Source organism: Shewanella sp. SR43-4 (assembly GCF_014163845.1).
Lineage (GTDB): Bacteria > Pseudomonadota > Gammaproteobacteria > Enterobacterales > Shewanellaceae > Shewanella > Shewanella vesiculosa.
The window spans coordinates 27,546-49,191 of record NZ_JACJEB010000009.1; the positions used below are offsets into that span (position 1 = coordinate 27,546).

The 21,646-nt window shown below is 41.6% G+C and carries 18 protein-coding genes and 9 tRNA genes; 9 read left to right on the forward strand and 18 right to left on the reverse strand.

What is annotated here, in order from left to right:
• Positions 1-114: 114 nt before the first annotated feature.
• Entirely contained in the window at positions 115-435 is a 321-nt protein-coding gene (locus H5123_RS11735; RefSeq protein WP_124016300.1) for a putative signal transducing protein, read from the reverse strand.
• 164 nt (positions 436-599) lie between these two features.
• Here H5123_RS11735 and H5123_RS11740 point away from each other — a divergent pair, with 164 nt between their 5' ends.
• Complete coding sequence (locus H5123_RS11740) at positions 600-1,001, forward strand: DUF3224 domain-containing protein (RefSeq protein WP_124016299.1); 402 nt, start codon at positions 600-602, stop codon at positions 999-1,001.
• A 267-nt stretch (positions 1,002-1,268) separates the two neighbouring features.
• On the opposite strand, the gene secF is transcribed toward H5123_RS11740, so the two are convergent.
• The 5 genes from secF to queA all read right to left on the reverse strand — a co-directional run bounded on the left by secF (position 1,269) and on the right by queA (position 6,765).
• Positions 1,269-2,216: a protein translocase subunit SecF gene (gene secF, locus H5123_RS11745; protein ID WP_124016298.1), complete on the reverse strand. Its 948-nt coding sequence runs from the start codon at positions 2,214-2,216 to the stop codon at positions 1,269-1,271.
• 14 nt (positions 2,217-2,230) lie between these two features.
• Complete coding sequence (gene secD / locus H5123_RS11750) at positions 2,231-4,081, reverse strand: protein translocase subunit SecD (protein WP_124016297.1); 1,851 nt, start codon at positions 4,079-4,081, stop codon at positions 2,231-2,233.
• Between the two features lie 18 nt (positions 4,082-4,099).
• A complete protein-coding gene (yajC, locus tag H5123_RS11755) occupies positions 4,100-4,432 on the reverse strand; it encodes a preprotein translocase subunit YajC (RefSeq protein ID WP_124016296.1) in 333 nt (110 codons plus the stop codon).
• A 25-nt stretch (positions 4,433-4,457) separates the two neighbouring features.
• Complete coding sequence (gene tgt / locus H5123_RS11760) at positions 4,458-5,582, reverse strand: tRNA guanosine(34) transglycosylase Tgt (protein ID WP_124016295.1); 1,125 nt, start codon at positions 5,580-5,582, stop codon at positions 4,458-4,460.
• A gap of 142 nt (positions 5,583-5,724) precedes the next feature.
• The gene (queA, locus tag H5123_RS11765; protein ID WP_182698083.1) at positions 5,725-6,765 is read right to left on the reverse strand and encodes a tRNA preQ1(34) S-adenosylmethionine ribosyltransferase-isomerase QueA; all 1,041 of its coding nucleotides are present in this window, start codon (positions 6,763-6,765) and stop codon (positions 5,725-5,727) included.
• 457 nt (positions 6,766-7,222) lie between these two features.
• Between queA and H5123_RS11770 the strand changes: the two genes are divergently transcribed.
• From H5123_RS11770 to H5123_RS11780, 3 genes are all read left to right on the forward strand, one after another.
• The gene (locus H5123_RS11770) at positions 7,223-7,822 is read left to right on the forward strand and encodes an ACP phosphodiesterase (RefSeq protein ID WP_182698084.1); all 600 of its coding nucleotides are present in this window, start codon (positions 7,223-7,225) and stop codon (positions 7,820-7,822) included.
• A 26-nt stretch (positions 7,823-7,848) separates the two neighbouring features.
• Entirely contained in the window at positions 7,849-8,439 is a 591-nt protein-coding gene (locus H5123_RS11775; protein WP_182698085.1) for a protein disulfide oxidoreductase, read from the forward strand.
• Positions 8,440-8,604: 165 nt separating this feature from the next.
• Positions 8,605-9,258, forward strand: a complete 654-nt coding sequence (locus H5123_RS11780; RefSeq protein WP_182698086.1) for an RluA family pseudouridine synthase — start codon at positions 8,605-8,607, stop codon at positions 9,256-9,258.
• A 79-nt stretch (positions 9,259-9,337) separates the two neighbouring features.
• On the opposite strand, the gene sstT is transcribed toward H5123_RS11780, so the two are convergent.
• From sstT to H5123_RS11810, 6 genes are all read right to left on the reverse strand, one after another.
• On the reverse strand, positions 9,338-10,570 hold the full coding sequence (gene sstT, locus H5123_RS11785) for a serine/threonine transporter SstT (protein WP_182698087.1): 1,233 nt from the start codon (positions 10,568-10,570) through the stop codon (positions 9,338-9,340).
• Positions 10,571-11,067: 497 nt separating this feature from the next.
• Positions 11,068-11,970 (reverse strand): chemotaxis protein CheV, encoded by a 903-nt coding sequence (locus tag H5123_RS11790; RefSeq protein ID WP_182698088.1) that lies wholly within the window; start codon positions 11,968-11,970, stop codon positions 11,068-11,070.
• A gap of 523 nt (positions 11,971-12,493) precedes the next feature.
• On the reverse strand, positions 12,494-12,973 hold the full coding sequence (locus tag H5123_RS11795) for a dual specificity protein phosphatase family protein (RefSeq protein WP_124016288.1): 480 nt from the start codon (positions 12,971-12,973) through the stop codon (positions 12,494-12,496).
• Between the two features lie 11 nt (positions 12,974-12,984).
• Complete coding sequence (locus H5123_RS11800) at positions 12,985-14,268, reverse strand: DEAD/DEAH box helicase (protein WP_124016287.1); 1,284 nt, start codon at positions 14,266-14,268, stop codon at positions 12,985-12,987.
• A 70-nt stretch (positions 14,269-14,338) separates the two neighbouring features.
• Positions 14,339-14,890 (reverse strand): methylated-DNA--[protein]-cysteine S-methyltransferase, encoded by a 552-nt coding sequence (locus H5123_RS11805; protein WP_182698089.1) that lies wholly within the window; start codon positions 14,888-14,890, stop codon positions 14,339-14,341.
• A 4-nt stretch (positions 14,891-14,894) separates the two neighbouring features.
• Positions 14,895-16,430 carry a DNA-3-methyladenine glycosylase 2 family protein gene (locus tag H5123_RS11810; protein WP_182698090.1) on the reverse strand — a complete coding sequence of 512 codons (1,536 nt, stop codon included), beginning with the start codon at positions 16,428-16,430 and terminating at the stop codon, positions 14,895-14,897.
• A gap of 223 nt (positions 16,431-16,653) precedes the next feature.
• Between H5123_RS11810 and H5123_RS11815 the strand changes: the two genes are divergently transcribed.
• Positions 16,654-18,483 carry an ABC transporter ATP-binding protein gene (locus H5123_RS11815; RefSeq protein ID WP_182698091.1) on the forward strand — a complete coding sequence of 610 codons (1,830 nt, stop codon included), beginning with the start codon at positions 16,654-16,656 and terminating at the stop codon, positions 18,481-18,483.
• 280 nt (positions 18,484-18,763) lie between these two features.
• Here the strand turns inward: H5123_RS11815 and H5123_RS11820 are convergent.
• The 6 genes from H5123_RS11820 to H5123_RS11845 form a co-directional block, all read right to left on the reverse strand.
• Positions 18,764-18,839 (reverse strand) — tRNA-Val (locus H5123_RS11820).
• A 28-nt stretch (positions 18,840-18,867) separates the two neighbouring features.
• A tRNA-Val gene (locus tag H5123_RS11825) sits at positions 18,868-18,943 on the reverse strand.
• A 36-nt stretch (positions 18,944-18,979) separates the two neighbouring features.
• Positions 18,980-19,055 (reverse strand) — tRNA-Val (locus tag H5123_RS11830).
• A 41-nt stretch (positions 19,056-19,096) separates the two neighbouring features.
• Positions 19,097-19,172 (reverse strand) — tRNA-Val (locus H5123_RS11835).
• Between the two features lie 33 nt (positions 19,173-19,205).
• Positions 19,206-19,281, reverse strand: a tRNA-Val gene (locus tag H5123_RS11840).
• Positions 19,282-19,320: 39 nt separating this feature from the next.
• Positions 19,321-19,396: transfer RNA gene (locus tag H5123_RS11845), tRNA-Val, on the reverse strand.
• A gap of 256 nt (positions 19,397-19,652) precedes the next feature.
• Between H5123_RS11845 and gltX the strand changes: the two genes are divergently transcribed.
• The 4 genes from gltX to H5123_RS11865 all read left to right on the forward strand — a co-directional run bounded on the left by gltX (position 19,653) and on the right by H5123_RS11865 (position 21,619).
• Positions 19,653-21,062, forward strand: a complete 1,410-nt coding sequence (gene gltX, locus H5123_RS11850; RefSeq protein ID WP_124016283.1) for a glutamate--tRNA ligase — start codon at positions 19,653-19,655, stop codon at positions 21,060-21,062.
• 102 nt (positions 21,063-21,164) lie between these two features.
• Positions 21,165-21,240: transfer RNA gene (locus tag H5123_RS11855), tRNA-Ala, on the forward strand.
• A gap of 96 nt (positions 21,241-21,336) precedes the next feature.
• A tRNA-Glu gene (locus H5123_RS11860) sits at positions 21,337-21,412 on the forward strand.
• A 131-nt stretch (positions 21,413-21,543) separates the two neighbouring features.
• A tRNA-Glu gene (locus H5123_RS11865) sits at positions 21,544-21,619 on the forward strand.
• The last annotated feature ends 27 nt before the right edge of the window (positions 21,620-21,646 follow it).

The following is a 21,646-nucleotide window of genomic DNA, read 5'->3' on the forward strand; positions in this document are numbered from 1 at the left end:
GTATCCTTAAGTTAGGTAAAGTCGCTTATCAGTAACAAATGAGTACTTTATACGTCATAAACCGCAAAGTGGTTTAGTCTGTAGTTTATGAAAAAAATAAACTTATACAAGCGCTTATTCGTTATGCATTTCACTTCTTTGCGAACTACATTGCCAACACAACTCAAAACTTCCTTCATTTATTTCATGGCACTGAACGCATTGCCATTGAGGTTTTTCAATATCAAGTGCATCCAATAAACTCTGTGCTGCCACAAGCTGACTATCTGCAACCCATAACTCAACAGTCTGCATTTCAATAGGCAAACCGCCAACACCACCAATAAGCGCTTCTCCTTTAAGATCAACGTCTATTCCACTGGTTTCAAGTAATCCTTTCCATGTGTGAGCCTGCAGTAAGTTACCACCAGCCAATAATACTTTTCGTTGTTCCATGCGAGATCCTATGTCATTGCTCTTGCTGGCAAATTTATGTCATCCTACTGCCTAAGCCAAAATCTGTCGAGTATTGTTTATAAATTGGACATTTATAACAAACAATGATTATCTTAATGCTACATGGGTCATTGCACTCAATAACATCAAAAACGGGACTCTACATGACAAAAATAGTCTTAAAAGGTGTATTTCAAATCACCACCTGGAATGAATCGACTTATGCAGAACACCACAACGACAGCAAACAAACCATAGCAGAAATTAGCCAAACATATTCTGGTGACGTCAGTGGTTCTGCGCAAATCCGCTATATTATGTCATACCAAAAAGAAGGTTCGGCTGTATTTGTTGGCATAGAACACTTAACCATTGATACGCCAGAGATAGCAGGCAGCATAGTTCTGCAACATAATGGCGTATTCTCACAAGGCGTGGCACAGAGCCAATTTAACGTAATCGCTGATTCAGGGACCGATAACCTGCTGCAATATATTGGCCACGGCGAATTTACTTCAACCGAAAATGGTCAAGCTGATTACATCATCACTCTACAACATGAATAAAATAACTATTTCTCGTTTAGATACGGATATCGGCACATTTAGAGTATCAGCAAACCTCATACAAACAAGATTGGTTTTTAGCGGCGTTGAAATCCTCGGTAGCGACGGATGGGAAGCACTAATAATCGATCCGCAAACCCTGTGGTACAAAACCTTGTTGGTGGCCTGTAAAACACATTTAACATCTCAAAATAGTGACCTTCCATAAACAATAAACCCCAGCAAGCTGGGGTTTATTGTTAGCGATTAAATAATTAACAATGCATATTAAGGCATCATTGAAGGCTGGTCAGCACCTTCTTTTTCAATCTCTACAGGTAACATGTGCTCACGGTTAATACCCAATTTAACGGCTAAGTAACTTGCCACGTAAATTGATGAATATGTACCGACAAAAATACCTAATAGCAATGCAGTTGCAAAGCCATGGATCATCGTGCCACCTTTTAAGAACAGCGCAATAACGGTAATTAATGTGGTACCCGTAGTAATAACGGTACGGCTCATGGTCTGGGTGATTGAGGTATTCACAATCTCTTCAGGTGTGCCTTTACGCATTTTGAGGAAGTTTTCACGGATACGGTCATACACCACGATAGTATCGTTAAGTGAGTAACCCACAACTGTCAACAAACCTGCCAATACGGTCAAGTCAAATTCAAGCTGTAATACCGAAAACACCCCTAAAGTAACAATAACGTCATGGGCTAACGCCGCAACAGAACCTGCTGCTAAACGCCACTCAAAACGAAATGACACATAGATAAGAATACAGATTAGGGCAACAATAACCGCTAAGCCACCTTGCTCTGCTAACTCTTTACCTACCTGAGGACCAACAAACTCAACTCGCTTTTGAATCACGCCCGCATCAATTGATTGCGCTGCGGCTAATACCGCGGCAACCTGGACATCACTTTTTAGCTCATTTCTGACCGGTAAACGCACCAATATATCGCGGCTTGAACCAAAGTTCTGTACTACTGCACCTTCAGCTTCCGCTGAAGTCATAGTGCCGCGCAAAGCGTTCAAGTCGACAGGAGCTGAAAACTCCATTTCGACTACCGTGCCGCCAGTGAAGTCCAAACCCCAGTTAATGCCTTGAGTCGCAAGCGACCCTAGTGAGGCAATAACAAGAAGCATCGACATAATACTGATGATTTTAGCATGACGAAGAAAGTCGACTGTGTTCTTTACTGAAAATATCTGTAACATATTCAACGTCTCCCTTAGATAGACAATGACTTAACGCGCTTACCACCCCAAACCGCATTCACGATTGAACGTGTGCCTACGATGGCAGTAAACATAGAAGTCGCGATACCTATCATTAAGGTAACAGCAAAGCCTTTCACCGCTCCGGTACCAACAGCAAATAAAATTAATGCTGTCATAAAGGTGGTGATGTTGGCATCTGCAATGGTTGAAAATGCATTACCATAACCTTCATGGATGGCTTGTTGAACGCTACGACCGCCAAGAAGTTCTTCACGAATACGCTCAAAAATCAGCACGTTTCCGTCTACCGCCATACCCACAGTTAATACCATGCCAGCAATACCTGGTAGGGTTAATACCGCACCTGGGATCATCGACATCACACCAACAACCATGATTAAATTCGCCAATAATGCAAGGTTGGCAATAAAGCCAAATGCACGGTAGTAAACCATCATGAATACAAGTACAACAACCATACCCCAAATCATTGCTTGAACACCATTTTGGATGTTTTCTGCACCTAAGCTTGGGCCAATAGTTCTTTCTTCTACGATAGTCACAGGCGCAATTAAGGCACCAGCACGAAGCAATAACGCTAAACTTTGTGCTTCAGTGTGTTCAAGACCCGTAATCACAAAATTACGACCTAAACGCGCTTGAATGGTAGCAACTGAAATGACCTCTTCAATACGAGTCATTTTCACTGTGCCATCAGGATTACGTGTACCACTGTCTTTATATTCAATAAACAATGTTGCCATTGGTTTACCGATATTGTCTTTGGTGACGTTTGAGAAAATCGAGCCGCCTTTAGCGTCTAGATTAATCGCAACCTGTGGACGGCTATATTCATCGAAAGTTGGTTGCGCACCAGTAATATGATCACCAGTTAACATCACTTCTTTCTTCAATACGGCAATCCCACCTTCACGACGTTGGTACACTTCAGCACCAGCAGGTACACGGCCACTTGCCGCTGCACTCACATCAGCTTTGTCGTCAACCATACGAAATTCAATCGATGCTGTTGCACCTAAAATCTCTTTTGCACGCGCGGTATCTTGCACACCTGGTAATTCAACAATAATGCGCTCAGCGCCTTGACGTTGAACTACTGGCTCAGCAACACCAAGCTCGTTAACACGGTTACGGATAGTGGTAATGTTTTGCTGAAGTGCTTCTTCCTTAATCTGTTTAAGATAAGCATCACTCATGGTAGCAAGCAGCATAAACTCATTACCGCTGCTCGCATCGGTATAGGTCATGTCTTTACTGCGAGTTTTTAAATATGTTTCAGCTTGGTCAACAGTTGCAGCGTCACGAAACTTAATCGCAATCCCTTTTGGGGTTTTACGAATACCAGCGTAACGAATTTTCTCTTCACGAAGTTGGCTTCTGAAATCTGCTATTTTAGCTTCTTCCATTTTACGGATTGCTTCGCCCATATCCACTTCCATTAAGAAGTGAACACCGCCACGCAAATCTAAACCTAATTTCATCGGCGAACCACCAACAGCTTCAAGCCATTTTGGGGTTGCCGGTGCTAAGTTCAATGCAACGGTATATTTCTGGCCAAGCAGTTCAGCAATAGACTCTTTTGCCAACAGCTGCTGCTCAGGATTTTGCACACGAACTAATAACTGACCATTTTCAAGCTCGGCACGCTTTACCGCAATACCCTGACTCTCTAATAAATCAACCACAGTCGTTTGAGTCGATGCAGTGACTTCAGCGCCGCGGGTTGCGACGATCTGTACTGCATGATCTTCACCAAACAAATTTGGTATTGCATAAAAACTACCAATGGCGATGATGAGCATCACCATGATATTTTTCCACATTGGGTATTTATTTAACACACCATAGCCCTCTTGGCTTTATAACGACTGGATAGAACCTTTAGGCAATACCGCTGCAATATAATCCTTTTTGATCGTGATTTGGTTGTTATCGTTAATAGCTAATAACACATAATCACTTTCTTCACCGATTTTGGTTACTTTGCCTAGAATGCCACCACTGGTTAATACTTCATCACCTTTTGAAATAGAGGCCATTAAGTTTTTGTGTTCTTTAACACGCTTTGACTGCGGACGGAAAATCATGAAGTAAAAAATTAATCCAAACATGACTAGCATGAAAATTAACTGCATGGTTTCGCCACCGGCAGCGCCACTGATTGGGTTTGCATATGCATTTGAAATAAACATAGTTCTCTCTTCTTATTAGCTAAAATTAAACGGTTAATTCAGGTACTTCACGACCGAAACTGGTGTAGAACTCCTTAACAAAGGTGTCTAATGTACCTGTCTCAATTGCGCCACGCAAACCTTCCATCAACATTTGATAATATCGTAAATTATGGATGGTGTTTAAACGCGCACCTAAAATTTCATTACAACGATCTAAATGGTACAAATATGCACGTGAATAGTTTTTACAGGTGTAACAATCACACTTAGGATCTAATGTTGATGTATCATCGCGATGACGCGCATTGCGGATTTTAATCACACCTTCACTGGTAAATAAATGACCATTACGGGCATTACGCGTTGGCATAACACAGTCGAACATATCCACACCGCGACGCACGCCCTCAACTAAGTCTTCAGGTTTACCTACGCCCATCAAGTAGCGAGGTTTGTCAGCAGGGATCTGCGGACAAACATGCTCTAAAATGCGGTGCATGTCAGCTTTAGGCTCGCCCACTGCTAAACCTCCAACGGCATAGCCATCAAATCCAATATCTAAAAGACCCTTTATACTCTCGTCACGTAAGTCTTCAAATACTCCACCTTGAATAATACCAAACAAAGAGTTTGGATTTTCTAAGCGGTCAAACTCATCTCGCGAGCGTTTTGCCCAACGCAATGACATTTGCATCGATTTACGCGCTTCGTCATGAGTTGCTGGATATGGAGTACATTCATCAAAAATCATCACCACGTCAGAACCCAAAGAATCCTGAATTTGCATTGATTTCTCTGGGTCTAAGAAAATCTTTTCACCGTTAATCGGTGAACGAAAATGCACACCTTCTTCGGTTATTTTACGGATGTCACCTAAGCTGAACACTTGGAATCCGCCTGAGTCCGTTAGAATTGGCCGCTGCCAATTCATAAAATCGTGCAAGTCACCATGCTTGCGCATGATTTCTTCACCTGGACGCAGCCATAAATGGAAGGTGTTACCCAATAAAATATCGGCACCCGTCGCGCGCACTTCTTCCGGCGTCATCCCTTTTACGGTTCCGTATGTTCCCACAGGCATAAATGCTGGCGTTTCTACGGTGCCACGATCAAAAATAAGACGTCCGCGACGTGCACGACCATCTGTTGTATCTAATTCAAATTTCATAAATCACCTTGCCAGATAAACAGTCTGACTCGTTTAGTTTCTATAGTAATGAGGGCAAATCTTAATGCTTCAAGGTTACTGAGACATTAAATCAAAAAAACGCCCACTATTGTGGGCGAGTATTTTAAATCAAATTCGTTGCTTAGGGGGCTTTTTTCGTCACAAACATGGCATCACCATAGCTAAAAAAGCGATATTTCTGCGTAATAGCATGTTGATAAGCGTTCATCACTTCATCAAAACCAGCAAAAGCGCTTAATAGCATTATCAATGTCGACTCAGGCAAATGAAAATTGGTCACCATGGCATCAACGATTTTAAATTGAAAACCGGGATAAATAAAAATATCTGTATCACCACAGAAGGCTTGTAATGGGCCATCGCCACTGGCTCTGGCTGCACTTTCAAGCGAACGAACAGACGTTGTTCCGACGGCAATCACACGATGACCATTGGCTTTGGTTTGCGCGATGAGATCAACGACATCTTGGCCAACATTAGCCCACTCTGAATGCATTTTGTGCTCAAGAATATTATCAACTCGAACCGGTTGAAACGTACCAGCACCTACATGCAAGGTCACAAAAGCAATATTGACACCTTTAGCTTTTAATTCAGCCAACATGGCATCGTCAAAGTGCAAACCTGCCGTTGGCGCAGCCACAGCACCTGGCGTTTGGTTATATACCGTTTGATAACGCTCTTTATCAGCGTCTTCATCTGGACGGTCGATATAAGGGGGCAGAGGCATATGGCCGACATCTTCAAGCACTGCTAATACACTTTTATCAGACAGAAGCTCAAGTTCGAACAAGGCATCATGACGGGCCAACATTTTCATTTGATATCCGCCATCTAAGTCGATAAGAGTATCAACTTTAGGGGATTTAGAACTGCGAACATGGGCCAAAATACGTTTGTCGTCAAGCATACGTTCTACGAGAATTTCAAGCTTCCCACCCGTAGATTTTTGCCCGAATAATCGAGCTGGAATAACTCGAGTGTTATTAAACACCATCAAATCACCAGGGTTGATCAAATTGAGTAAATCGGTGAATTGTTTGTCGGCAAGCTGACCGTTTTCGCCACTTAGCGTGAGTAAACGCGAAGCATTGCGTTGTGCTGTCGGATAGCGAGCAATCAGCTCATCTGGGAGTTCGAACGAAAAATCTGCAACGCGCATGGTATAATCTCAACAGTAAAAACGGCCGCTAGTCTATGGCGAGCGCCGGTTAAGATCAAGTTTACTGATTACTTTTTTGTCGGTTTTTGTTTAATAACCTCTGTAGCAATATCATCTATATCAATCGAATTGGGCTTAGCGTCATTAAATGGTTGATTCGACTTATATGAATGCTCTTCGTAGCGCATATCTATGTGTACTTTATTTCTCTTAGGTACTGTAGACCGACCTAATAACTTTTTTATCAAACTCTTCATCATCCTTGACCCTTAAGATTAATCATATACCCTTTAACGGCTGTTATATTTGAGCATGTCACAACAATAATGATGTCCAATACTCAATGACATTTTTATATAAATCGTTATGATTAAGTTCACACTCTAGCCTAATTGTAACAGTCCGTTACAAACGGCTTGTATCATACTGTAAAATAATAAAATTAGAAGTACCATTTATGAACTTTCTAGCTCACTTACATTTAGCCGACATCAGCAATACTCACCTAGTAGCTAATTTGTCGGGAGATTTCGCCAAAGGTAACATTAGCCAACATCCGAAGCATCTGCAGCAAGGAATATGGCTACACCGTCAAATAGACCAAATTACTGACAGTCATGAAATTATTATCGATTTGCTCAAGTTATTCCCTAAAACCTCACGTCGGGTAGCCCCCATATTGATTGACCTAGTATTTGATCATTATTTAGCCTTTTATTGGGAAGAGTACCATCATCAGCCACTAGATGAGTTTTGTCAAAAAGCCTACCACCAGCTCAATACGACACTTGAACTCCCTTCGACATTACAAGCAATAGCGCCACAAATTATTGAGCAGGATTGGTTAAGTAGTTATCAAACAAGACTAGGGTTAAACCAGGCGATTAAGGGGGTAAGTAAGCGATTATCAAAACCTGAATTGTTTGACCATGCCATTAAAGATATTGATAAAATTTATGTTGACATCGAAATTGCATTTAGAACCTTTTATCCGCAATTGATGGCCTATAGCAGATTGTATAGTCGTAAAACGCCTGCTGAATATTTACCATTATAGAGAGTAATAACAGGAGTGAATTAAGAATGCCATCATGGGTAATCAACCTAAAATCTACCCTCAAATCCAAGCGATTTTGGTTTACAAGCCTTCGTGATATCACACTCATTGGAATAGCATTATTTTTTATTGCCAGTTATTTGCAACGAGATATGCGCAAAGGTGCTGCTGTCCCAATTGAAGCACACTTGATAACTAATAAACCCATATCACTGTTTACCTCAACATCTGTTGAGATGAAACAGCAATCCAACTCTTTGAGTATCAGCAATAAACCCACGTTGGTATATTTTTGGGGTACTTGGTGCCCGATATGCCAAGTCACCTCGCCTATGGTTAACTCGGTCAGTTCAGATCAAGATTATCAAGTGGTTTCTATTGCAGTTGCATCAGGTACCGATGCTGAAATAACAACCTTTATGCAGCAGCATGATTATCGTTTTGAGGTGATCAATCAACAAAACCAACCTCAGGCAATATCATTAAGCCAACAATGGGGCGCAATGGCTCTACCCGCGATTTATATCATCGATACGAATAACAATATTCGCTTTGTCACCTCAGGCGTAACCAGCAGTTGGGGCATGTCGTTGCGCTTGTGGTTAGCGACTTGGTAAACAACCTTTAGCCAAACATCTCTATATCAATTGGATAATTGATTTTTTTGTTATTAGCAAAATTTTGTTATTATTCGCGCCATAAGTGCGCATGGCTGAGTACTCATAAGCATCAGTGCCACACATCTTACCTGAATCAGACTCAATCAAAGAGAACATCTTATCATGCACATCTTTACATATAAGCCGCCATCTATTCCTTGGTTGGACATTCGCTATAAAGACCGTGATATTATCGTGATTAATAAACCTTCTGGGTTATTATCAAACCCAGGACGCTCGCCAGACACATTTGATACCGCAATAACTCGCTTGCAACTATGCCATCCTGAAGCCATTTTGATCCATCGTTTAGATTGCGACACCTCGGGTATTATGATTTTTGCGCGAACCAAAAAAGCCGAATCACATTTAAAAATTCAATTTCAAAATCGCCAAGCCAAAAAAGTGTATATTGCAGAAGTCACTGGCCACGTCGATGAACAGCAGGGGAAAGTAAACTTTGCTATCGGCCCAAACCCTGATTCGCCGCCATTTCAAATGCTCACCAGCACAGGCAAAGCTGCGTTAACCTACTTCCAAGTACTTGAACATAGACCACACTCAACCTTGATGGAACTTAAGCCGCATACGGGTCGCACTCATCAACTTAGGGTGCATATGTTATCCCTTGGTCATGCTATTTTAGGCGATGAATTTTATGGTGATGCAGCAACGATCAATGCCAGTAAACGTTTAAACTTGCATGCACAGTCACTGACAATTACTCACCCTTACAGCCAAGCTGAAATGACTTTTTTTAGTCAGCATCCATTTTAATAATATAAGTGAAGCCAGATTAGACGAAAAAAAAATGCTGACGCGGTGACGTCAGCATTTTTTAATCAGTGTCATAACATTAACTAGCTTGAGCAGCTTCTTTCGCTTCAGCGGCTTCACATGCTGCAGCGGTAAATATCACATCCGTAGAGCTATTCAATGCTGTTTCAGCAGAGTCTTGGATCACTCCAATGATAAAGCCAACAGCCACCACTTGCATCGCAACATCATTAGAAATACCAAATAAGCTACATGCTAATGGAATCAACAATAGCGACCCACCGGCAACACCTGATGCACCACAAGCTGAAACAGAAGCAATAACACTCAATAACAGTGCCGTCATAAAATCGACTTGAATTCCCAATGTATTTGCAGCAGCTAAAGTTAATACCGTAATAGTAATCGCTGCACCGCCCATATTGATGGTTGCACCAAGAGGAATAGACACTGAATAGGTGTCTTTATGCAATTTAAGTTCTTCACATAAAGCCATGTTTACCGGGATATTGGCTGCACTAGAACGAGTAAAAAATGCCGTAACCCCACTTTCACGTAAACACTTAAACACTAATGGATAAGGATTACGTTTAATTTTGACATACACAATAATAGGGTTAACCACCAAAGCAATAAATAGCATCGATCCCACTAACACCATCAGTAATTGACCATAGCCCGCTATGGCTTCAAAACCTGTTTCGGCAAAGGTAGCAGCCACTAAGCCGAAAATACCGATAGGTGCTAAACGGATAACAAAGCGGACAATATTCGACACTGCATCACTGACATCAGAAAGCATTCTCTTAGTACTGTCACTGGCATGATGCATGGTTATCCCTAAGCCTGCCCCCCACACCAAAATGCCAATATAATTACCGGTTAATAATGCATTAACTGGATTATCGACAATTTTAAATAATAAGGTATTGATAACTTCACTAATGCCTTGAGGAGGATTTGAGCCTTCAATTCCGGCGGTTAATAGTAAAGTGGTTGGAAACGCAAAACTAAATAACACTGCGGTTAATGCTGCAGCAAAGGTTCCCAGAAGATATAGCCCAATAATCGGACGCATATTGGTTTGGCTATTTTTCTTTTGATTAGCAATAGATGATGCCACCAAAACAAAAACCAGTATTGGCGCAATCGCCTTTAAAGCTCCCACAAAGAGTGAGCCTAAAAAAGCCACATTGTTGGCACCAGTTGTGGAAATACTTGCCAGGACCACACCCAAAATGATCCCGCTGATAATTTGAAGCACAAGGCTACCGTGAGCGATACGAGCGAATAGTGATGTTTTTTGATTCATTACTTAACCTATGATTATTATATTTATAGCTTTTTATGATCAAGGTTTTACTTATCTTTAGAAAGGGAAACATTAAAATGTTAATCATATCTGAACAGTTATCACCCACTGCATGTGGTGATATAAAACATACGTTTTAATACTGACAACATCATTGATAATATCAATGCTATTACTGAAAACACCCTGCTGTTTTACTCATTGATGTACGATCAATTCAACACGCTCAATTAACACACTTCAATCATTCCGTTTTCAGGGATAGCACTCCCTCATTAAAGTTAAGCATTACCTTGTGAACAGCGAATATACTGAACACTGTAAAAGCCTCATAGCTATATATCAGGATGGTGTGTGATAAGTCTAGTATTGATACAAAATGAGTAAAAAAATTTAAGCTTCGCTCATAAAGAAAGCATTAAATTGAAGCTTACCGACAACTTGCTACAAAATTGTTAACTATGTTAAAAATGAATAAATATCAAAAAATATCACCATTAACTTGGTTGTAATGCCTGTGCGCCTCTAAGCATTGCTTCAATCAGCTCTTTAGCATCAAATTTCGTTAATGCCTCATTTGCGCCAACTTGCTTGGCTTGGCTGACACTTATTTCACTCGATAATGAGGTATGAAGAATAATATATGCATGCTCAATTGCCGGATTATTTTTAACTTCGAAGGCTAATTCGTAACCATCTAGACCTGGCATTTCAATATCACTTACCAATAAGTCGATAGGTTTTCTTTCTGCGGCGGCTAGCTGCATCATTTGCAATGCATCACGGCCATCTGCGGTAACTTGATACGCTATATTAATGGAGTCCAGAGCATCGGATAATTGTTTACGGGCAACTTTGGAATCGTCCACCAACAAAATACGCAATGGTGATAATTTTTCACGTTGAACATCGGTTAATATTGCTCGATTACTAATGGGATCATCAGGGAATATTTTCGATAATAACAATTCGACATCAAGTAATTGCACTAATTGATCATTAAAACGAGTGACACCAGTTAAAAAGGCATTTTTGCCTAAGTTGCCAGAAGGCGCCTCAATATTACGCCAATTACACTCAATGATCTTATCAATGCCACGCACCAGAAAACCAATGACCATTCGCTGACAATCGGTAATGATGATGTAGCAATCTTTTCGCTCAGACTCACTCACAGGTTTATAACCAATAGAAGCCGCCATATCAATAACTGGTATAGTCATACCACGAATAGTCGCCGCGCCAAGAACAGCAGGGTGAGAATGCGGGATTTTAGTTAAAGGAGTATACGGTACGAGTTCACGAATTTTTAGAGTACCCAAGGCAAATAATTGTGTTTGATTCAACTTAAAAAGCAATAGCCCCTGTGATTGATTCGCTTTGCTTATTTTAGGACTCATTATTACCCCTTCATCTGAAGACTGAAATCAACTTCACTATAGCATTTATTGGCAATATGTAGACTAGATTTTATCGGCATTTATCTACAAATAGCATTACAAATCACAAAATTAGCAATTCACCTGATAATAGTCAGCACTGATATAATGCCGATTGTGATCACGCTTCAATACATCATTTTTTGTCATTAATTCTTGATAAATATTACCGAGTTATCAAGTTACGTTAACCGCTTGCCGCAAATGACTATTGCTATCAATACTCTTGTCACCACGATTAGTCTATATGGAACGGAAAAGGCAGCTCAAAAAATAACGTAAACTTCAAATAGCTAAATGCTGTGTGACAATTCACATTATAGGCATTACCTGACATAACTGCCTAAAATATATATCAAATGAGTCATGAGCATAAATATTTACGCTGATCTAAGCCCTTTAAAACAACGAAGGGAGACATAGATGAAATCAATGATTGATCTCACCTATTGTCTCCCTGATGCAATATTTAAATTTAACTCAATTAGTTTGAAGCAGATTGGAGCTCATAGAGCACGTCATACACAAACTGATCCCAACCATCAGCATCAAACGCTAAACCACTGGCATTACGCACTTGGCTAACAGCATGTAAGGGCGCGGCACCATTTTCCATCATGTAATAAGCCATTACCACTTCAGTACGATTAATGCCTGAACGACAATGAAGTAACACAGGTAAATTATCAGCTTCACACTCACGAATAAATGCGAGTACCTGAGGTAGTATTTCAGCACAAATGGCTAAATCCTCAGGCTCAGGTGGAATATTGTCAGGTAAATTAAATACTTTATGACGAATACCTAACTCTGCCATGGCCTTAGTGTCGCAACCTTCACCATTGTTTAATGATGCAATTGCACCGAAACCCGCTTGCTGTAACTCAGCTAAGTTCCATGCATCTTTGTTTGGACCACTACGACCTGCGACTTGTCCATCAACTAACCAAAAAATATGTTTCATATTACCTACTACTAATCTGGTTTTTTAGCCCAAATATCAACATTAACTGAGGACAACTTTTTACGTTTCTTTTTACCACTGCCTTCGGGCTTAGCCATTGGCTTAGGTTGTTCCAGCACGTTTTCGGGCACTACATCATCAGCCTCAAATCCAACAACTTGTTCACGCTCAAGGCGGATCTGATTCTTCTTCTCGATAACACTGAAGTGATGATACTCATCATGGGACAGCAAGGTCAACGCTAAACCGACCTCTCCTGCACGTCCACTTCGACCAATTCGATGCATATAATCTGCTGGACTGCGCGGTAAGTCAAAATTAATTACCACTGGTAATTTTTCAATATCAAGACCACGGGCAGCAATGTCTGTTGCAATGAGCACTTGAATCTCGCCGGCTTTAAAACCTTCCAATACCCGACTTCGCGCACCTTGCGCTTTATCTCCGTGAAAGACTTCAGCAGTGATACCACGTTTAGCTAATTTTTGAGCTAAATGATTACAACTATTTTTAGCGCCGACAAAAATGAGCACTTGACGCCATTGATGTTGTTGAAGCAGATGAGCCAGTAAGGCAGTCTTTTTTTCACGATTAACCGTCATGACACGCTGAACTAAGGTGCTTGCTTCAGCACTTTGTAATTGTATCTCAAGCGGATTGACTAACAGCGCTTGCGTTAGTTGGCGAACTTCATCAGGGAAAGTGGCAGAAAACAATAGCGTCTGTTTTTTCTTAGGAAGTAAGTCAAGCACCTGAGTAAGCTCTTCAGTAAAACCTAGGCTTAACATACGGTCAGCTTCGTCAAGCACTAAGGTTGACACTTGAGATAGCTTTAATGCGTTAGACGAAACTAAATCGAGCAGACGACCTGGTGTTGCGACCACGACATCAGCACCACCGCGCAATGCTAACATCTGAGTGTTAACAGACACACCACCAAAGGCCGCAACCACTTTAATGTCACCATTTAAGTGAACCGCATAGGATTTAAAGCTGTCGGCAACTTGCTTGGCTAACTCTCTTGTAGGCACTAAAACTAACGCACTAACAAAATTTCCTTTAGATGATACAGCTTGACGACTGACTAATTGATGCAATATCGGTAGCGCAAAAGCAGCTGTTTTACCCGAGCCGGTATTGGCACCTGCTAGTAAATCTTTACCAGTTAGCGTGCTTGGAATAGTTTCAGCTTGAATAGGGGTCGGCTGAAGGTGATTAAGCTCAGCCAATCTTGCCAACAATGGAGTATGCAGGCCAAATTCAGCAAAAGTCGTCGCGAGAGAAGCTTGGGTCATGTATCAAATGCGCTCAAAAATGAATATCAATCGCGCATTTTAACGTACTTTACCCCAGCAGTCAGATAAATTAACGAATTTGTTCAATCCCTTCTAAGTCGAGTAACCACTGTTTCATCTCAAGCCCATAAGCATAACCAGTTAGCTTGCCGCCCTTGCCTATTACGCGATGGCAAGGGACAATTATCGCTATCGGATTGGCGCCATTTGCTGCACCTACCGCTCTGACCGCTTTAGGCCTACCTATGGTATTAGCGATATCACTGTAACTGCAACGCATTCCAAATGGCAACTGACTCAATGCTTGCCAAACCTCTTGTTGAAACTCAGTCCCTTTCGGCGCTAAGGTCACATCAAATTGTTGCCTTGTCTTAGCGAAATATTCAGCTAACTGAATCACAGTTTCATCAATGTGGCGCTGCGCCTCTAGTAATATAGCGCGATCAGGCTCGATATCGCTTTGCGGTAAAGCAACTTGAGCATGAACGTTTACCGTTAAACTCCTTTGAGCCAGATCCTCAACCTGTAAATGGGTTAATCCGTGCTCAGATGCTTTAAGCGACAGTAAGCCAACAGGACTCGTAACTAAGGCATGGCACTTAAGCGACATAAAATGGGTCATAAAATTATCCGTTTTTGGCAGCGACAGGATCGTGATCCCAAAGCTGAAAGGTTAAGTAACTGCCCCAAGGTGATGCTTGTTTTGTCATATCAGCAGCAATACTTAAATATGATTTTGGTGTTTCAATGGATTGACCCGCCTGTTCATGTAACGCATACAAGCGCTTTTTGATAACTAAATCAGAACTCAAAAACATATCTGGATCACTTAAGCCGCGCATCTTAGCGTACGCGACAGTCCACGGACCAATACCTTTTACTTCAAGCCAGTCGTCAGGTGTTGAGTCTGCATGTTGATGTACAAATTTCCCCAAAGCATTCAATGCTAATTTTCGAGCACCAGGCATGTTTAGTTCATCCAATGATGCTGCAGCAATAGTTCCTGGCGTCGGAAATAATCGCCAAGTCTTACCATCAATGAGAAGTGTTGTACCATAATGCTTAACCAGTAAATTTAATAACTTAGTCGCTTGCAATACACTCACTTGTTGCCCTAACACAGCTCTACAAGCAGCTTCAAACACACTGCCCGTGGCTGGAATACGCAAGCCAGAGTCAATTTGAGCTCCTAATGTAATAATAGGTAACAATGCTTGGCGAATAACGACCATGTCAGCATCTAAATCGAACATACGTCGTAATTGCAATACAATATGATGTAATGATTTAATATCGTTAGCATCAAGTAAGTAAATACTCACATCCAACTGGGGTTTATCGATATTAGGCGAAACATAAAAAAAACCGTCAACTCCATCAAATGAAAATGTTCGACCATAACGACCTAACTCATCGTCAATAACTTCCATATTGTCGACTTGACGAAATGCATAAAAAGCTAACATTTTACTCCAACTCAGAGGCGGTCGGTAAGCTAATGCTAATGTAATTGGTTTAATGTAAGTTCTCACTTGGTTATCTTTACAAGGATGAGTGTCGTCCGTTGAACCTCGGCTTGTTTGGCGCAAATCACTCGGGGTTAACAGTAACTGTTGTTTAAAAAATTCATTAAACCGCCTGATGCTATTAAAGCCTGCAGCCATAGCAACTTCAGTCATTGATAATTGTGTTTGGTGTAATAACTGTTTAGCAAACATCAACTGCTGATATAACGCAAAGCGTTTAGGCGATGTCCCCATTCCTTGATTAAAGAGTTTATGTAGATAGCGACTGCTAATGCCGAGCTTTTGTGCCAACGACTCGACAGTTCCAGCGTTGTCGCCACTTAAAAAGCCTTGTTCAATTAACTTGATGGCTCGCATTAATGTTGTTTGAGTGCCTAACCACGCAAAGGAGCTTGGAGCACTATCTGGTCGACATCTCAGGCAAGGCCGGAGCCCTGCATTCGCCGCTTTTATAGCAGAATCAAAGTAACGAACATTTTTTTCATAGGGCGCTGGGGCGGGACAGATTGAGCGGCAATAGATCCCGGTGGTAAGTACCCCAGTAAAAAATTGACCATCAAAGCGTGCATCACGACTCAATCTCGCCTGTTGGCAGATCTGAGCTGTAATATTGCAATCGCTATTAATCTGTACCATTAATTCCGTTAGCCTCGTTAACTTTAGTCAAGTGCAATAGAAAAACTGAACCTTTTTCAGTGCACTGCGTATCTGAGTAATTATCTTACCTAAACACAACAACCACGACTAGCGGAAAACGGAACTCAATCGTTTCGTATAATGTAACAATTTAACCGATTACATTTGGTAGATTTACGTTATCCTAGTCAGCAGAATTTTCACCATTACGTTAGAGCATTAGATGTTTAAATTTTTTGAATCATTGACCCAAGCACTGCCACAAGAAGAGCCGACCCAGCCCCCCAATACTTTATATGCATTTTGCCGCCATTATACCCGCGGATTTGGGTTACCTTTAATTGTGATGTCGGTGCTAACGGCTGTACTGGCGATGTTGGAAGTCTCGCTCTTTGGTTTTATGGGCAAATTAGTCGATTGGTTAGTGACCAAAAACCCGCAAACCTTATGGCAAGATGAAGGTACAACATTAATTATCATGTCGGTGCTTGTGTTAGTGGTTATTCCGCTGATTGTCTGGCTGCATGCGTCTATCGTGCATCAAACACTATTGGGCAACTACCCTATGGCGATTCGCTGGCAAGCACATCGCTATTTGCTCAAGCAAAGCATCTCATTTTATCAAGATGACTTTGCCGGACGAATAGCCACTAAGGTTATGCAAACATCGCTTGCGGTCCGTGAAACGGTGATGAAATTACTCGACGTTCTCATGTATATCTTGGTTTATTTCACCTCGATGCTGGTGATGATTGCCGCTGCTGATGTGCGCCTGATGCTGCCCATGCTGGTATGGTTGGCTGCTTACGTCTTAATTCAGTGGAAATTAGTGCCAAAGTTAAAGGCGATATCCACAGAACAAGCCGATGCTCGATCAACCATGACCGGGCGTATTGTTGACAGTTATACCAATATTTCTACCGTAAAGCTGTTCTCACATACCACCCAAGAAGCTGACTATGCTCAAGACAGCATGACACATTTCTTAAAAACTGTTTATGGCCAAATGCGCCTGGTAACGATCATTAATGTCTTAGTACAAATCATTAATTACGTGTTGGCGTTTACTATCGCTGCGGTATCTATTTGGTTATGGGCTGACAATGCGATTACGGTTGGCGCAATTGCCATTGCTGTAAGTTTAGCCCTTCGTTTAAATGGTATGTCACAGTGGATCATGTGGGAAATCAGTTCGCTATTTGAAAACATTGGTACCGTTACCGATGGAATGAATACTTTATCGAAACCGATTGCGATTCAAGATAAACCCAACGCCAAAGACATTACTGTTGATCAGGGTAAAATCGATTTTAACCAAGTGAGTTTTCATTATGGCGAAAAAGCAGGAGTCATTGAACAGCTAAACCTGAATATTAAAGCTGGCGAAAAAGTCGGTTTAGTAGGACGCTCTGGTGCAGGAAAGTCGACGTTAGTAAACTTACTAATGCGTTTTCATGATGTTGAAAAAGGCCAAATACTCATTGATGACCAACCTATAACAGATATTACCCAAGACTCATTACGGGCAAACATTGGTATGGTTACTCAGGACACATCTTTGCTGCATCGCTCAATTCGTGAAAACATTTTGTACGGTGATCCTCATGCCAATGACGAGCAACTAGTAGCTGCTATCACTCAAGCACAAGCAGCAGAGTTTATTGATAATTTAACTGATCCATTTGGTAACAAAGGACTCGATGCCCAAGTTGGTGAGCGCGGAGTCAAGCTATCTGGTGGCCAACGCCAACGCATTGCCATTGCAAGAGTATTATTAAAGAATGCACCCATTTTATTACTTGATGAAGCAACATCAGCGCTCGACTCTGAAGTTGAAGCCGCGATTCAAGAATCATTGTATGAATTAATGGAAGGCAAAACAGTGATAGCGATAGCGCATCGACTGTCGACGATTGCAGCTATGGATAGGCTAATTGTATTAGATAAAGGCTGTATTGTTGAGCAAGGAACTCACCAAGAACTCATTGACGCTAAAGGCATATATGCACAGCTTTGGGCTCACCAAACCGGTGGTTTTTTGGGTTTAGATTAAAACTTACCCGAGATAGTTTGTAACTCACCTCTACTGCAAAAGCCACTCACACAATGAGTGGTTTTTTTATTGTGGTATAAACAATAGGATTCAACACAAACAGCTATATTCGCGATTAGACCAACAGCAAAAATGAACAGATATGATAATGGAAATCAAAAAATCATGATGTTTTGTTTAATTAGGTTGGGATTATTTTTGATGGTGTTTGATGATGTTTGATATTGAGGATGAAGCTAGATGGTGTTTGATTATGTTGGATATTGAGGATGAGGCTAGATGGTGGTCGCTACTGGGCTCGAACCAGTGACCCCCTCCTTGTAAGGGAGGTGCTCTCCCAGCTGAGCTAAGCGACCTGGGATATAGCGCAAAACTAAATTGATATGGTGGTCGCTACTGGGCTCGAACCAGTGACCCCCTCCTTGTAAGGGAGGTGCTCTCCCAGCTGAGCTAAGCGACCTGGGATATCAATCTTTTTATAACTGTTAGTAAAATATGGTGGTCGCTACTGGGCTCGAACCAGTGACCCCCTCCTTGTAAGGGAGGTGCTCTCCCAGCTGAGCTAAGCGACCTGGGATATTTTACTTTTGAGTCCATCAATCTATAAAAGATATGGTGGTCGCTACTGGGCTCGAACCAGTGACCCCCTCCTTGTAAGGGAGGTGCTCTCCCAGCTGAGCTAAGCGACCTGGGACTCTACACAAAAACTTCTGAAAATTATATGGTGGTCGCTACTGGGCTCGAACCAGTGACCCCCTCCTTGTAAGGGAGGTGCTCTCCCAGCTGAGCTAAGCGACCTGGGATATAATTAACAGTAATGTTCCATAAATAAAAATATGGTGGTCGATACTGGGCTCGAACCAGTGACCCCCTCCTTGTAAGGGAGGTGCTCTCCCAGCTGAGCTAATCGACCTCGCTGTGTGGGGCCGTATTATAGGGGGCAAGCAAAACCTGTCAACGCTTTTTATTTAAAATATTGCCAGTCGGGCTAAAATTGTTCGCTTTGATGCTTTGTTGAACAAGGGATTGTACTCAATAATAAAGAAAATTCAAAAACAACCCTAGGTTTAGATGTCCGCCATTTCAACTGCTGGGTTTGACTGTTAGAATAGCGTCACATTTTTTTGTTTGTCTTCTTTAGACGTTTATAAATAGGTTAGTGTCCGATTATGACTACCAAGACGCGTTTTGCTCCAAGTCCAACTGGTTTTCTTCATGTAGGTGGTGCTCGAACAGCACTTTATTCATGGTTGCACGCTCGTGCTAACAATGGTGAATTTGTACTTCGTATTGAAGACACTGATATTGAACGTTCAACTCAAGAAGCCTGTGACGCTATCCTTGATGGTATGAACTGGTTAGGTTTGACTTGGGATGAAGGCCCTTACTACCAGACTAAGCGTTTTGATCGTTACAATGAAATTATTGCGCAAATGCTTGATAAAGGCACTGCCTATAAATGTTATTGTTCTCGTGAACGTATTGAAAGCATGCGTGAAGAGCAAGCTGCACAAGGTCTACAACAAAAATATGACGGTTGCTGTCGTAACCTTGCACCTCGTGATACTGATGAGCCCTTTGTTGTTCGCTTTAAAAACCCTATCGAAGGCAGTGTGATATTTGATGATCACGTCCGTGGACGTATCGAAATTTCTAACGATATGCTTGATGACTTAATTATTAAGCGTACCGATGGCGTACCTACTTATAATTTCTGTGTTGTAGTCGATGACTGGGATATGGGCATCACCTGCGTTGTACGCGGTGAAGATCATATCAATAATACTCCACGCCAAATCAACATCCTTAAAGCCTTAGGCGCACCTATTCCTGAATATGCTCATGTGTCGATGATTCTAGGTGACGATGGCGCCAAGCTATCTAAGCGACATGGTGCTGTAGGCGTTATGCAGTACCGTGATGACGGGTATTTACCTGAAGCACTATTAAACTACCTTGTTCGCTTAGGTTGGTCTCATGGTGATCAAGAAATATTTTCAATGGACGAGTTGAAAACGCTGTTTAAATTAGATGATATCAATAAAGCGGCTTCAGCTTTTAATACTGATAAGCTCGTTTGGCTAAACCAACATTATATCAAGTCTCTCGATCCTGTTTATGTCGCATCGCATTTACAGTGGCATATGGATGATCAGAAAATTGATACCAGTAATGGCCCAGCGCTAACTGAAATTGTTACGGCACTATCTGAACGTGCGAAAACACTAAAAGAGTTAGCCGCTTCAAGCCGATACTTCTATGAAGACTTTGCAGATTTTGATGAAGCCCAAGCTAAAAAGCATTTACGTGGCGTTGCACTAGAGCCTCTAACATTGTTTAATCAAAAATTATCTGAGCTAAATGATTGGAGTGTAGAGAATATTCACCACGTTATTGAAGCGACAGCAACTGAACTTGATGTCGGTATGGGTAAAGTGGGTATGCCTTTACGTGTTGCCGTGACAGGCGCAGGGCAGTCTCCTGCGTTAGATTTAACCTTGTTCTTAATCGGAAAAGAAAGATCTGCACAAAGAATATCCAAAGCGATTGAATTTGTAGCAGATAGAATAAATTCCTAAAAAACGAGTTGACACTTTTGGGTATGCTGCATAGAATGCGCCTCGCAGTTGAGACATGATGTTAGTTTTTTCTAGTAGCATATCCAAAAGCATTAAGTAAGAGGGGTTATAGCTCAGCTGGGAGAGCGCTTCGCTGGCAGTGAAGAGGTCCACGGTTCGATCCCGTGTAGCTCCACCACTTACTTAACTATCTTTAAATAGATATTAGCATTGATGTTTAGCCTACAGACACCAATGAGTATTCACTCGATACAGAGTATAACGTATCAACTGTGTCCCATTCGTCTAGAGGCCTAGGACACCGCCCTTTCACGGCGGTAACAGGGGTTCGAATCCCCTATGGGATACCATATTTAAGATGGTTGAACATGATTCGAAACTGTTTTTTAGAAAAAGTGTTTGATGATCTATATAGCACTGGTGTTTAGCCTACAGACACCAATGAGTATTCACTCGATGCAGAGTATAACGTATCAACTGTGTCCCATTCGTCTAGAGGCCTAGGACACCGCCCTTTCACGGCGGTAACAGGGGTTCGAATCCCCTATGGGATACCATATTTAAGATGGTTGAACATGATTCGA